Here is a 13,400-nt window from a genome sequence, read left to right as displayed (position 1 = left end):
ATTATTTTTTAATCCAATTTCCTGTTGCATCTGCAAAAAGATTCCCTACTTTGTCACCTACAGTAACATCTAGTTTGTATTCTTTATTTGCACTTACATAGGCTTTATTAAGTACTGCATCTGGATATGCTTTTTTCAAAGCGTCTGTGATAGCAGCTGGTAATTCTTCGATTTTCACTTCAGTGTACTCTTCTTGAACTGATGCAACTTTAACATCTAAAACTTGAGTTGGTAAAGTTGTTGCAAATGAAGAAAAACTTCCTAATACGATTGCGGCTGATAAGATTAACTTTTTCATAATGATATATTTTTAATGTTTTTATTCTATTTTTGGTTTATAGTTTCTAGATTGAATTATTTTTTAATCCAATTTCCTGTAGCATCGGCAAAAAGATTTCCTACTTTGTCACCTACAGTAACATCTAGTTTGTATTCTTTATTTGCACTTACATAGGCTTTATTAAGTACTGCATCTGGGTATGCTTTTTTCAAAGCGTCTGTGATAGCAGCTGGTAATTCTTCAATTTTCACTTCAGTGTACTCTTCTTGAACTGATGTAACTTTAACATCTAAAACTGAAGCTGGTAAAGTTGTTGCAAATGAAGAAAAACTTCCTAATACGATTGCGGCTGATAAGATTAACTTTTTCATAATAATAGATTTTAAATTGTTTGTATTGTTTTTACACTTCAGATAAAGAAATTATTATGCCGCAAAATTTAAAGAACTTCAAATTTAGTCAATTAATTGATTTATAGCGCATTAAATAAAAAACAATTAAATTACACCTAACAACAAAGTGTGTAAAAGGGATATAAAGTGTGTAAAAAGTACACACAAATCATTATAAAACAAAAAAAGCCTCACATTTCTGTGAGGCTTTTAGAATATATAGTAATAATCTATTCCGGATCTTTCATTTTGAATGTATCCATAAATGCAGTTGTATAATCTCCTGCAATATAACGTGGATCATCCATTAATTGTCTATGAAACGGAATTGTAGTTTTTACTCCTTCTATTACAAATTCGTCCAAAGCTCTTCTCATCTTGCTAATTGCTTCTTCACGAGATTGTGCAGTAGTAATTAATTTAGCAATCATCGAATCATAATTTGGCGGAATACTATACCCTGAATACACGTGTGTATCTAAACGCACCCCGTGACCTCCTGGCATATGTAATGTAGTAATTTTTCCTGGTGAAGGACGAAAATCATTATAAGGATCTTCGGCATTAATACGACATTCGATAGCATGCAGTTCTGGTAAATAATTTTTTCCAGAAATTGGAATTCCTGCAGCAACCATAATTTGCTCACGGATCAAGTCATAATCAATAACTTGTTCTGTAATAGGGTGCTCTACCTGAATACGTGTATTCATTTCCATGAAATAGAAGTTTCTGTGTTTATCAACCAAAAACTCTACTGTTCCAGCACCTTCATACTTAATGAATTCAGCAGCTTTTACAGCAGCTTCTCCCATTTTTGTACGTAGTTCATCTGTCATAAATGGCGAAGGAGTTTCCTCTGTCAGTTTTTGATGACGACGTTGTACAGAACAATCTCTCTCAGAAAGATGACATGCTTTACCATAAGCATCACCAACAATCTGGATTTCGATATGACGAGGTTCTTCGATTAATTTCTCAAGATACATTCCATCATTACCAAAAGCAGCTAATGATTCCTGACGAGCACTATCCCAAGCTTTTTGAAGTTCATCGGCTTTCCATACTGCTCTCATTCCTTTTCCACCACCTCCAGCAGTAGCTTTAAGCATTACTGGATAACCAAATTCTTCGGCTAATTTTTGTGTTTGTTCAAATGATTCTAATAAACCTTCCGAACCTGGTACACAAGGAACTCCTGCTTCTTTCATTGTAGCTTTTGCAGAAGCTTTATCTCCCATTCTATCAATCATTTCAGGACTAGCACCAATAAATTTGATTCCGTGTTCCTGACATATTTTAGAAAATTTAGAATTTTCAGAAAGAAATCCGTATCCTGGATGTATTGCATCTGCGTTCGTAATTTCGGCAGCAGCAATGATATTTGACATTTTCAAATACGATAAGTTACTCGGAGGAGGGCCTATACAAACTGCTTCATCTGCAAATTTAACATGCAAACTTTCTGCGTCGGCTGTTGAGTAAACTGCAACAGTCTTAATCCCCATCTCCTTACATGTACGAATTACACGAAGTGCAATTTCCCCTCTATTCGCAATTAATATTTTTTTAAACATCTTTTTAAAATTAGATAATTAGATAATTAGATAGTTTGATCATTAGATTGTAGAAAATTTCTAAAATCTAAAATCTAAAATCTAAATTTTTATGATGGATCAACTAAAAATAATGGTTGGTCAAATTCTACCGGAGACATATCGTCTACTAAAATTTTAACTATTTTCCCAGAAACCTCAGATTCAATTTCATTGAATAATTTCATTGCTTCAATTACACAAAGAACATCTCCTTTTGCAATTGTAGTACCCACCTCAGCAAAAGCTGGTTTGTCTGGTGAAGGTTTTCTATAAAAAGTTCCAATAATTGGCGATTTTATAGTGATAAATTTTGAATCCTCTACAGCAGCAGGCGTCTCTGTAGTTGTTACTACTGGAACTGTTTGTTGAGGAACAGCTTGTTGTAATGCTGCCTGAGCAGGTAATTGTTGAACATACGTGGTTTCTGTTACATTCCCCTCTAAAGTGGTTCTAATGGTGATTTTAACATCATCCATCTCCAACTTTACTTCAGCAACTCCCGAATTTGCTACAAATTTGATTAGGTTTTGAATTTCTTTTAAATCCATAATTGTTCGTTTTTAGTTTAAATTTATTTTTTATCGTATGCCCATTTTAAGTAAATAGATCCCCAAGTGAACCCACCTCCAAAAGCGGCAAAAATAATGTTATCTCCTTTTTTGAATAAATGTTCAAAATCGCTAAGTACCAATGGTAATGTAGCCGATGTAGTATTACCATATCTTTCGATATTCATTAATACTTTTGAATCTTCTAGATTCATTCTGCTTGCAGTAGCATCAATAATACGTTTATTTGCCTGGTGCGGTACTAACCAACTTACATCTTCATTAGTTAAATTATTTCTTTTAAGAATTAATTCACTTGCGTCTGCCATATTGGTAACTGCATATTTAAAAACAGTTTTTCCGTCTTGAATAATATTATGTCTATTGTCTTTAATCGTTTCTAAAGAAGTAGGGATTAAAGATCCCCCAGCAGGTATTTTTAAGAAATCACGACCTACACCATCACTACGCAAATATTCATCTTGCAAGCCTAAACCTTCGTAATTTGGTTCAAATAATACTGCTCCTGCTCCATCTCCAAAAATAATACAAGTCGATCTGTCTGTATAATCTACTATCGAAGACATTTTATCTGCTCCTATTAGTAATACTTTTTTATATCTTCCCGATTGAATGTATGCTGCTGCAGTAGACATTCCGTAAAGGAAACTAGAACAAGCTGCTTGTAAATCGTATGCAAAAGCATTTGTTGCACCAATTTCTGTAGCAACATAAACTCCTGTAGATGCTACTGGCATATCTGCTGTAGCGGTTGCCATTATTATCATATCAATCTCCAATGGATCAATATTAGCTTTGGCTATTAAATCTTGTGCTGCTTTTATAGCAAGGAATGAGGTTCCTTTATCAGTATCTTTAAGAATTCTTCTTTCTTTTATTCCGGTGCGGGTAGTTATCCATTCATCATTGGTATCTACCATGGTTTCTAAGACTTTGTTTGAAAGTACAAAGTCTGGAACATAAGCTCCAACAGCGGTTATTGCGGCTGTGATTGTATTCATTATATTCTATTATTTCCTCTCAAATACTGGTATTTGAAAAATTTTTAAAAGACTTGAAAATTACAAAAAAAATTCTAAACGTAATGTCATAAATTTCCTAAATAAAGAAAGTTATAACAAACAAAAAAAACTCTCACATAGTGAGAGTTCTAATATCATTTACAAAAATGTATTAAGCAACAGCTACAGATTTATCTATAACAACTTGCCCTCTGTAGTACATTTTCCCTTCATGCCAGTAAGCTCTGTGGTATAAATGCGCCTCTCCAGTGATAGGACATGTAGCAATTTGAGCTACAGTAGCTTTATAATGTGTTCTTCTTTTATCTCTTCTTGTTTTCGAGATTTTTCTCTTAGGATGTGCCATTTTACTATATTATTTATCCGTTAATAGTTTCTTTAATTTGTCCCAACGAGGGTCAATATCTTCTTCTTTTGTACTCTCTTCTTTTTGTTCTTTTATAGTCAGCTCATTCAGTTTATCCAAGGCTTCCGTTTTTAAACTTCCGTCTTTTATTCCTGGATGAATTCTTTTTAGAGGTACCGAAAGTGCAATCATCTCATAAACATATTGTGCTATGTCTATTTCAAATTCACCATGTGGTAGAATAAGCAATTCTTCATTGTCGTTATTAAAAGCTTCTCCAAAACGAACTATCAATGTCATTTTACCCTTTAATGGTAAATCAAAATCTTCGTTTGTTAAATCACAAGGTACATTTACAGTTCCTTTGTGTTTGAAGCTCAACTCCAACATACTGCTTTTCTTCTCTAAAACTACTTCTACTTTAATATCCGAATTTTGAAATTCATCATAATCAAAGTTCTCAAAGAACACATTATTTATTTGATACTCAAAATGGTGTTTCCCTAACTTTAATCCTATGAACTGAATTAAATATTCTTTTGTCTTGCTCATTTCAACATCATTTTTCCTAATTCATATTCTGAACCACAGAAGTCTGAATCGGGGTGCAAAGATATAAAATTATTGTAAAACTAATAATCTTATTCACCTTTTTTTGTTTATAACTGTTTTTCTTTTATTTTAAGAGGTTTTTTGCTAATCTCCTCATATTGATTACGAGAGCGAAATATGTCTATTGCCAAATAAACTGCCTCCTTAAATGAATTATAATCGGCGATGTCTTTTCCTGCAATATCATAAGCAGTACCGTGATCCGGCGAAGTTCTCACCTTATTTAAACCCGCTGTATAATTAACTCCTTTTCCAAAAGACAATGTTTTAAAAGGGATCAATCCCTGATCATGATATGTTGCCACAATAGCATCATATTTCTCATACTGATTACTCCCAAAGAAGCCATCTGCAGGAAAAGGTCCAAAAACCAATGTCCCTTTATCAAATATTTTCTTCAATGCAGGTTTTAAAATCGCATCATCCTCTTTACCAATCACGCCTCCATCTCCACAGTGAGGATTAATTCCTAAAACTGCAATTTTTGGCTTATTGATGCTAAAATCCTGGATTAAAGATTGCTTTATAGTCTGAATTTTTCGCTCGATTAATTCTTCCGTAAGATGTGATGTCACTTCACTTAACGGAATATGATCAGTCAATAATCCCACTCTTAAATTATCCTGAACCATCATCATTAAAGCATTACCTTCTAATTCCTGATCCAAATAATCGGTATGTCCCGGAAATTTAAATGTTTCCGACTGAATATTATATTTATTAATAGGCGCAGTCACCAAAACATCTACAATTCCTTCTTTTAAAGCTTTTGTAGCAGCCACAAACGACTTTACAGCATATTCCCCTACTTTATCATCATTAGTTCCCAGATTAATATCGATTCCTTCTCTCCAAAGATTAAAAACATTTATTTTTCCAGGTAAAATTTGATCTAACTTATCAATTCCATGCAACATCGCTGACGATGTGAAATTCTTTTTTATAAAAGACAGTATTTTCACATTTGCAAAAATAACTGGAGTACACAGCTCTAACATTCTTGAATCTTCGAATGTTTTAAGAACTACTTCGCTTCCAATACCGTTTAAATCTCCTATTGAAATTCCGACGATTATATTTTCTGCATTTTTTATCATGACCACAGGTTATTTATTACTAATTTTGATGTGCAAATTTAGTAAAATAAAATAAGAAATGTTTACAGGAATCATAGAAACACTTGGCAAGGTTGCCGATATAAAAAAAGACAGAGATAATATCCACATAACTGTAGATTCTACGATCTCAAATGAACTCAAAATAGACCAAAGCGTCTCCCATAATGGCATTTGCTTAACAGTTGTAGCAATTAACAATTCTCTCTACACCGTTACTGCCATAGCAGAAACCATACAAAAAACCAATATAGCTGAATGGAAAGTTGGAGATATTATTAATTTAGAAAGAGGAATGAAGCTAGGAGATCGTCTTGACGGCCATCTTGTACAAGGTCACGTCGATCAAACCGGAAATTGCATTACAATAGAAGAAGCTAATGGTAGCTGGAACTACACTTTTGAATATGACGAAAAACTAAGCAACATCACAATTGAGAAAGGTTCTATTACAGTAAATGGAGTTAGCCTAACAGTTGTAAACTCCAAGAAAAACCAATTCGGCGTATCAATTATACCCTACACATTTGAAAATACTAATTTCAAAAACTTCACAGTTGGAACTAAAATAAATTTAGAGTTTGATGTAATCGGAAAATACGTTTCACGATTATATAAAAACGAATAAAAAATAAAATAAAAAACAGTCATTAAAAACAAAAACTCCAGTTTACACTGGAGTTTTTGTTTTTAATGTATATCTATATATAATATATATTCCAAATAATAGCCCTGCAACAAATAAGAAAAGAAGACTCTCATCAATAGGCAATCCCGGAGGAGGCGGAATTCCCGGAGGAGGTGGGCCAGATTGTGCAAAAACGCCAACTCCAACTAATAAAAACAACACCATCGTTAAAAACCTACTTGAAATAATCTTCATATAAAAATTTTAAACCTTTTGAAATTCAATCCAATAAATCGAAAAATTTGTTCTTGTAATCTGATTTTTAATAATATAAAATCTTAAAAAAAATCACCCGACAAATGTATAACTTTTAGAGAAAGTTGCAATAGCAAGAATAAAAAAGCTTAACAAATTTCACAAACCCTAATATTAACCTCCATCTATTTACACATAATCACCTGATTTTTAATTATTTTACATTTCATCAAAGAAAAACAGCCTTAAAACAATCAACTCTTTATGTGCATAAAATCCTATACAACAACATCTTTTTCAAAATAATTAAAAAAAAATCAAACGAAATAACCCTAAACCCTACCATAAATTAAGAGCTTCAAAATCACCAATTATTAAGAAACTTTTTTTTTCAAACCCACAGCAAATGCTTTTCTTTAAGAGCTGAATCTAAAAATAAAACCTCAACCCCTTTAAAAAAATAACCTCTTACCGAAAAACGGATTTCTTCTTATTCAGATTATCTAATCTTTTTGCTTAATCCCAACTTTTGCACCTGATCCCAGATTTATGTCTTGATCCTTCAAAAGCCCATGAATACTGGGTTTACGTCATATAAAAAAAACCTCTACATTGCTGTAAAGGCTTTTAAACTTAAAATGTGGTCCCACCTGGGCTCGAACCAGGGACCACCTGATTATGAGTCAGGTGCTCTAACCAGCTGAGCTATAGGACCGGTTTTGAGGTTGCAATATTACCACTATTTTTCAATCGCACCAAATATTTTGGGATGATTTTTACGTAAATCTCATTATTAATTTTGTTAAATTTTAAACTAGCTGATTTTTAAGCTTCTAGTTTACTCAATTATTTTACTTTATTTTTTAATTTCCTGACATAACTCAACCAAAACACCATTTGTGCTTTTAGGATGCAAGAAAACAACGAGTTTATTATCCGCTCCTTTTTTAGGTTTTTCGTTTAAAACAACAAAACCTTCTTTTTTCAAACGTTCTACTTCTGCTATAATATCAGTTACATCAAAAGCTATATGATGAATTCCCTCCCCCTTTTTTTCCAAAAACTTTGCTATCGGACTCTCTGGATTTGTTGCAGCAAGGAGCTCGATTTTATTTGGACCATTCTGAAAAAAAGAAGTCATTACCCCTTCACTTTCCACCTCTTCAGATTTATATGCCGGCACTCCAAATAATTTTTCAAACAATACATTCGAAACTTCTAAATCTTTTACCGCAATACCTATATGTTCTATTTTATTGATCATCATGACTTTTTTAGATAATTCTATTGATTAATATAGGTGTTAAAATAACCGCATTCGGCAATTACATCCTGATAATACTTCGTATCCGAATACTGATTTTTTAATATCTTAAAGCTATTCCATGCCAAGAAATTAATTTTATCATCATTTGCAGTCCACCAATTTTTAACAGTACTGTATTTTTTATTATAATATTCATTACGCTCACACTTTGCCAACATATAAGTACATTTTGCTTTTTGCTCCTTGGTTGTAGCGGCTTCAAATGCCTTTTGGTAATACATTTTAGGCAACGAACAATCTGTAATCATTTTTCTCATAGAATCCCTAAACGAGTATGGACTCGATCCATAGCCTACAATATTTATTTCATAGAAAGTTCTTCCATTACCAAAATGAGTAATATTATAAAATGCATTTCCTAGCAATAAGCTATTCGTGTAAACATCTTCATTCTTCGCTAATTTATCCTGCATCGCTTTAATCGTTGTTAAGAAATCCATTTGAGAGTATTTCTTTTTTTGATAAGCGGTATGATCACAATCATGACAATCCTTAATATTTCCATTAAATGGGTTTCCTAAAAAAGTATAATATTGCACCGAATCTGTTTGCGCCATAAAAACAATTGCCTCTGGGATTTTATTCTTAAATGTCGCTTGAACAGCCTGAAAATTATTAATATCTTTTAGTTTTAGATTATAAATCCCAAATGCTATTTTTTCTATTTCGGTTTTATTAGGTTTAACCAAAAATGTTTTCATATCCAGTAAATTCTTTTCATTATCATAAAAAGCATTTCCCCCTCCCCAATAACTATAATAATCAGAATTACTAACAAACAATTCCGCCATTACAGGATTAGACTTAGCCCTATATAATGTTGCCAAATAATTTTTACTCCAGCTAGAGGCGTTTTGATAGCGAAATTCCTGTCCTTTATAAGTTTTCGGAAGTTCTTGGTACAACCAATTTAAATCGACTAAAATTGTTTTTTCATTTTGATCTGTAAGTTTATCAATTTTACTCATATTATTTACAAAACGAAGTAATCGCAATTGATACTTTGCCAGTTCAGTATTTGGCATTGTTTTTTCGACCTTATTAAAATTATTATCTGCACTTGTATACTCCCCTTTTAAAGTCTGCAAATACCCCAAAGCAATATCCCACAAATAAGGCTTCTCTGTATTTCCAGCAGCAGCTATTTTTGACACCAAATCAAATCCTTTCTTATCAATTTTAGTTTGGTTTTCTTTCTTATTATCAGCAACTGTTTGCCTTACAACTGGTGCACTGTAATCTGAATAATCTCCTGAATTGCTTTTTACCTGAAACGAATTATTAATATCCTGCTCTTGTTTATTCACCAATCTTGTAAGCAAATAATTCAAATGCTCACTTTTGGGATCTAATTCATAAATCTTCCCGACTGCTTGTTTTTCATCTTTATAATAACCGTGAATTGCCCAAAGCGCAGCCTTTTCTTTATTATCTTTTGCCATAGCCAAAGATTTATCCCAATCTGTTTCGTTTTGAGGATGAAAACTATAAGCGGTAACAACCCTCATTTCAGGACATTTATCAAATACCTGAGCATACAAATAATTGGATGTAGAATAATTTTTCTGTTGATAATTAATCCCTGCTATATAAGAAAGCGCACGATAATACAACACATTTTTAGGTACATTTTTTTCGGTTTTATTAAAAAAATCAATTGCTTTTTGCTTACTATTACTATAAAAATAAGCCTTAACTGTAAGAAACCAATATCTGTTTTTCAGGAAAGAATCCGATGTAGTATTGTATACATTTTCGATAGACTGAATCATTTTCAAATCATCGAAAGTTTTCGCCACAACAGGATCATAGCTCCAATAATCATCCCCTATAGAAACGGTTTCTATTTTTTGCGCCAAATATAAAAACTCAAGAAAACTTTTGGTCTTATCATCTTTCAAATTAATCTTCTTTGCCCATTTCAAAGAAGTCTCATTCGCTTTTTGGGTCTTAAAAAAAGTATGTAGCTGCGTAATTTCCGTCTTACTTTCTGAAATTTTATTTTTATCAGAATAATATCTCGGTGTACTATCTCCAATTAAAAAATAATTTACCGTCGCTGTATCTAATCTCGTTTTTAAATACTCATTCCAATCAGATTTAATTCTATCATTAAATCTGGAATTATGCTGTGTATCAAATCCGATTCCATAAAAAACATCTCCTGACAAAAAAAGTGGAGAATATGATTTATCTGTAAATGTTTCTGGAGTAAAATTAGAGTTATAACCAAAAAAATCCCAATCATCCCCACCTCCGCATGCATAAATAACACCATAAGCAAATAATAAAACACCACTAGAAACAAGAAAGAACTTGTTTAAAAATATTTTTTTCATAATTTTTTAAATTGAATTCATCTAAGTCGTAAAAAATAACTTCTTTAGGATATTGAGCCGTATTATCCTCCAAATCCTGAGCCATGCCTTTTAAATCTGCTGAAGAAACAGCTTCTATTTTCAACAAATCACCTTCTTCATAAAAAATACCCTTTTTATAATTAGACTGCTTTACCTTAAAAAACACAGTACTAATTTGCTCGAAATTCTTATCGATTTTTAGCTCACTTACATTCAGTTTCGAACGTAACCCCACCACTTTTTGATTCCGAATATGAACTGCCCATGAATAAATGGGTAATGCAAAATTAAGCGACAATGGATATTTTCTTAAACTCTTTATATAACGTTGCGCAATTCTCCTATCATAAATAGAATTTAAAGTGTCAGGCGCAATCGTTCCCATATTATAATACATTAAGACACCTGAATCGACATTTGGTATTTTAGTTTTTTCAAAATATTTAACCTGATGTAATCGTATCGTAGCCGATAGTTTTTTATGAGATATTCTCTTAAAGACCTCTATAAATTTAAGATAATTAGATTTACTGGCTAATGTCCAATCACAATCGATTTGGATTTCCTTACAAGAAATTCCATTTTTTTTGTTTACCAATTCTACAAAATCAAATGTTTTTTGAGCCAAATTATCAATATCAATCCCTCTTTTCAACATCACTTTATTTTTGATATATACAACAGGAACAATTGCCAAATCATTGCTTTTGGTTTCAAAATGAATTGGGCTTACAGGAAAGGGTTCTCCACTTTTAGGATTCAGATCTAGATCAAAATATCGAATGTAAATTTTATGAACATTGTTTTGCTTTAAGACTTCTTTCTCTTTGTTTGATAATTTAAAAACTGTTTTCCAATAATAAAACGCAACAACAGGCTTTTCTTGTTTATTGCAAGCAATTAACAAAAAAAACAAAATACCAAAAAAAACACGCAATTTCACAATATTACAACCCAGATTTAATTTGACACAAATGTAGGAATACATTTCTTTTTGCTTTTAAAATTCCTCCTAATTTTTACACTACCAACTAAAAAAGTCCCCTTAGTAGTAATATTCAACAAAGTAAAAACTCCTAATAATTCGATAAAAAATTTCGATTAAAGCAAATATAATTGTTATTTTGTGGGATTAAACTCGAAACCCATTATGTTGAAAAGCATCTTAAAATATTTTTTCTTTTTATTAGTCTTATCTATGGTAAGTTGTGCCAAACGCGGAAGCATTACCGGCGGATTAAAAGATACCATTCCTCCCGTTTTACTATCCAGTTTTCCTAAAAATTTTAGCACCGATTTTAAAGGAAACACAATAAAATTGACGTTTGACGAATATGTAAAAATCAAAAATGCAAATAAGCAATTGATTATCTCGCCACCTATGAAGCATGAACCGCTCATAACACCTACTACAGCGAGTAAATACATTACCATAAAAATAAACGACACTTTACAACCCAACACGACCTATAGTTTTAATTTTGGACAGAGTATTACCGACAACAACGAAGGAAATCCATACAACCAGTTTAAATATGTTTTTTCTACCGGAAGTTACATCGATTCTCTTTCGCTTGGCGGAAAAATAAAAGATGCGCACGACAAGCAAGCTGATTCATTTGTATCTGTAATGCTTTATGAAATGAATGATACTTTTAAAGATTCTGTAATTTATAAAGAATACCCACGATATATTACCAATACACTGGATAGTTTAAAAACATTTAAACTTGAAAATTTAAAAGCAGGAAAATATCTTCTGGTTGCCATGAAAGACAAAGGCAATAACAATAAATTCAACCCAAAAGACGACAAAATAGGATTCATAAAACACCCCATTACAATACCTAATGACACCATTTACGAACTCGAATTATTCAAGGAAGTACTTCCTCTAAAAGCATACAAACCTACTCAAGTTTCTGGAAATCGTTTGGTTGTAGGATATGATGGGAAACAAAATTTTAAAAACTCGAGACCAAAAATCATTTTAAAAAACAACGGCGAAATTCTTCCTACTATTGTTACGCAATTCCCTAAAAAAGATTCATTACAAGTATGGTACAAACCTTTAAAAGCAGATTCACTATCAATAGAAATTAGTAAAGATGCCTATAAAAAGAATTTTACTTTTAAAATAAAAGACCAAAAGAAAGATACTTTACGTATTACTGCATTGCAAAGTGGAACATTACATTTTCGAGATCGTTTTACATTAGAAAGTGCAACTCCACTGGTTCGCATTGATGATTCCAAAATAAAATTAATCAATAAAGATTCTGTTGCGGTTTCTTTCAAAACTGAGTATGACGATTTTAACCAACATTTATTCTTCGACTTTAAAAAAGAACCTTCAGAGAAGTATTCATTTATTCTTTTGCCTGGAGCATTAACCGATTTTTACGAAAAGACGAACGACACATTAAAATATACATTAACAACCAAAACCCCCGTAGATTATGGCAATCTAACTCTTAATTTACAAAATGTAAAACGCTTTCCAATAATTGTTGAATTAACTAATAAAAAAGGTGATATTATCTTAGCCAATGACTATTCTGAAGGCAAAACTACGTTTGAGTTCAATCTTTTAGAGCCAGATGTATTTACTGTTCGCGTGATTTATGACGATAATAAAAATAAGCAATATGATCCAGGTAATTACTTAGAAAAAAGATACGCCGAAGAAGTAAATTATTATCAAAAAGAAATAAATGATGTTCGAGCCAATTGGGATTCTACCCATACATTTGATTTAAGCATCCCGTACAATCCCGAAATTGAAAGAATAGATACCGAAAAGAAGAAAAAAGAAGAAAAGAAAAAGAAAAAATAATTCTCTGTTTAAAATATAAAAATCTTATTTTCTATATTTTAACAGCTAACAGTCTATCCC

The 13,400-nt window shown here is 31.9% G+C and carries 14 protein-coding genes and 1 tRNA gene; 2 read left to right on the top strand and 13 right to left on the bottom strand.

The annotated features are described in order from the left end of the window. Nucleotide 1: 1 nt before the first annotated feature. The 8 genes from OIU83_RS21505 to pdxA form a co-directional block, all read right to left on the bottom strand. On the bottom strand, nt 2-298 hold the full coding sequence (locus tag OIU83_RS21505; RefSeq protein WP_264208324.1) for a hypothetical protein: 297 nt from the start codon (nt 296-298) through the stop codon (nt 2-4). A 56-nt stretch (nt 299-354) separates the two neighbouring features. Beyond that, nucleotides 355-651, bottom strand: coding sequence for a hypothetical protein (locus OIU83_RS21500; protein ID WP_264208323.1), 297 nt, complete (start codon nt 649-651; stop codon nt 355-357). 251 nt (nt 652-902) lie between these two features. Beyond that, entirely contained in the window at nt 903-2,249 is a 1,347-nt protein-coding gene (gene accC, locus OIU83_RS21495) for an acetyl-CoA carboxylase biotin carboxylase subunit (protein ID WP_264208322.1), read from the bottom strand. 89 nt (nt 2,250-2,338) lie between these two features. Continuing rightward, nucleotides 2,339-2,818, bottom strand: coding sequence for an acetyl-CoA carboxylase biotin carboxyl carrier protein (accB, locus tag OIU83_RS21490; RefSeq protein ID WP_264208321.1), 480 nt, complete (start codon nt 2,816-2,818; stop codon nt 2,339-2,341). 23 nt (nt 2,819-2,841) lie between these two features. Next, entirely contained in the window at nt 2,842-3,840 is a 999-nt protein-coding gene (locus tag OIU83_RS21485) for a beta-ketoacyl-ACP synthase III (protein WP_264208320.1), read from the bottom strand. A gap of 172 nt (nt 3,841-4,012) precedes the next feature. After that, nucleotides 4,013-4,207, bottom strand: a complete 195-nt coding sequence (gene rpmF / locus OIU83_RS21480; protein WP_007137315.1) for a 50S ribosomal protein L32 — start codon at nt 4,205-4,207, stop codon at nt 4,013-4,015. A 9-nt stretch (nt 4,208-4,216) separates the two neighbouring features. After that, nucleotides 4,217-4,759: a YceD family protein gene (locus OIU83_RS21475; RefSeq protein WP_264208319.1), complete on the bottom strand. Its 543-nt coding sequence runs from the start codon at nt 4,757-4,759 to the stop codon at nt 4,217-4,219. Nucleotides 4,760-4,866: 107 nt separating this feature from the next. Then, entirely contained in the window at nt 4,867-5,916 is a 1,050-nt protein-coding gene (gene pdxA, locus OIU83_RS21470) for a 4-hydroxythreonine-4-phosphate dehydrogenase PdxA (protein ID WP_264208318.1), read from the bottom strand. A gap of 58 nt (nt 5,917-5,974) precedes the next feature. On the opposite strand from pdxA, the gene OIU83_RS21465 reads away from it, so the two are divergent. Then, nucleotides 5,975-6,562 (top strand): riboflavin synthase, encoded by a 588-nt coding sequence (locus tag OIU83_RS21465; RefSeq protein ID WP_264208317.1) that lies wholly within the window; start codon nt 5,975-5,977, stop codon nt 6,560-6,562. A gap of 42 nt (nt 6,563-6,604) precedes the next feature. On the opposite strand, the gene OIU83_RS21460 is transcribed toward OIU83_RS21465, so the two are convergent. The 5 genes from OIU83_RS21460 to OIU83_RS21440 form a co-directional block, all read right to left on the bottom strand. Then, the gene (locus OIU83_RS21460; protein WP_264208316.1) at nt 6,605-6,817 is read right to left on the bottom strand and encodes a hypothetical protein; all 213 of its coding nucleotides are present in this window, start codon (nt 6,815-6,817) and stop codon (nt 6,605-6,607) included. Nucleotides 6,818-7,458: 641 nt separating this feature from the next. Beyond that, a tRNA-Ile gene (locus OIU83_RS21455) sits at nt 7,459-7,532 on the bottom strand. Nucleotides 7,533-7,673: 141 nt separating this feature from the next. Then, entirely contained in the window at nt 7,674-8,078 is a 405-nt protein-coding gene (mce, locus tag OIU83_RS21450; protein WP_264208342.1) for a methylmalonyl-CoA epimerase, read from the bottom strand. Nucleotides 8,079-8,101: 23 nt separating this feature from the next. Continuing rightward, complete coding sequence (locus tag OIU83_RS21445; protein ID WP_264208315.1) at nt 8,102-10,483, bottom strand: hypothetical protein; 2,382 nt, start codon at nt 10,481-10,483, stop codon at nt 8,102-8,104. Next, a complete protein-coding gene (locus OIU83_RS21440; RefSeq protein WP_264208314.1) occupies nt 10,443-11,492 on the bottom strand; it encodes a hypothetical protein in 1,050 nt (349 codons plus the stop codon). Before OIU83_RS21440 ends, OIU83_RS21445 begins: the two co-directional genes overlap by 41 nt. 162 nt (nt 11,493-11,654) lie before the next feature. Here OIU83_RS21440 and OIU83_RS21435 point away from each other — a divergent pair, with 162 nt between their 5' ends. Further along, entirely contained in the window at nt 11,655-13,340 is a 1,686-nt protein-coding gene (locus OIU83_RS21435; RefSeq protein ID WP_264208313.1) for an Ig-like domain-containing protein, read from the top strand. Nucleotides 13,341-13,400: the final 60 nt, after the last annotated feature.

Source organism: Flavobacterium shii (assembly GCF_025847235.1).
Lineage (GTDB): Bacteria > Bacteroidota > Bacteroidia > Flavobacteriales > Flavobacteriaceae > Flavobacterium > Flavobacterium shii.
This window is presented reverse-complemented; position numbering and strand designations above follow the sequence as displayed.

Coding starts and splice junctions, on each gene's coding strand:
- OIU83_RS21505 (WP_264208324.1), bottom strand. CDS start 298: ATGAAAAAGTTAATCTTATCAGCCGCAATCGTATTAGGAAGTTTTTCT.
- pdxA (WP_264208318.1), bottom strand. CDS start 5,916: ATGATAAAAAATGCAGAAAATATAATCGTCGGAATTTCAATAGGAGAT.
- OIU83_RS21475 (WP_264208319.1), bottom strand. CDS start 4,759: ATGAGCAAGACAAAAGAATATTTAATTCAGTTCATAGGATTAAAGTTA.
- accB (WP_264208321.1), bottom strand. CDS start 2,818: ATGGATTTAAAAGAAATTCAAAACCTAATCAAATTTGTAGCAAATTCG.
- OIU83_RS21445 (WP_264208315.1), bottom strand. CDS start 10,483: ATGAAAAAAATATTTTTAAACAAGTTCTTTCTTGTTTCTAGTGGTGTT.
- OIU83_RS21465 (WP_264208317.1), top strand. CDS start 5,975: ATGTTTACAGGAATCATAGAAACACTTGGCAAGGTTGCCGATATAAAA.
- accC (WP_264208322.1), bottom strand. CDS start 2,249: ATGTTTAAAAAAATATTAATTGCGAATAGAGGGGAAATTGCACTTCGT.
- OIU83_RS21440 (WP_264208314.1), bottom strand. CDS start 11,492: ATGTATTCCTACATTTGTGTCAAATTAAATCTGGGTTGTAATATTGTG.
- OIU83_RS21460 (WP_264208316.1), bottom strand. CDS start 6,817: ATGAAGATTATTTCAAGTAGGTTTTTAACGATGGTGTTGTTTTTATTA.
- OIU83_RS21500 (WP_264208323.1), bottom strand. CDS start 651: ATGAAAAAGTTAATCTTATCAGCCGCAATCGTATTAGGAAGTTTTTCT.
- rpmF (WP_007137315.1), bottom strand. CDS start 4,207: ATGGCACATCCTAAGAGAAAAATCTCGAAAACAAGAAGAGATAAAAGA.
- OIU83_RS21435 (WP_264208313.1), top strand. CDS start 11,655: ATGTTGAAAAGCATCTTAAAATATTTTTTCTTTTTATTAGTCTTATCT.
- OIU83_RS21485 (WP_264208320.1), bottom strand. CDS start 3,840: ATGAATACAATCACAGCCGCAATAACCGCTGTTGGAGCTTATGTTCCA.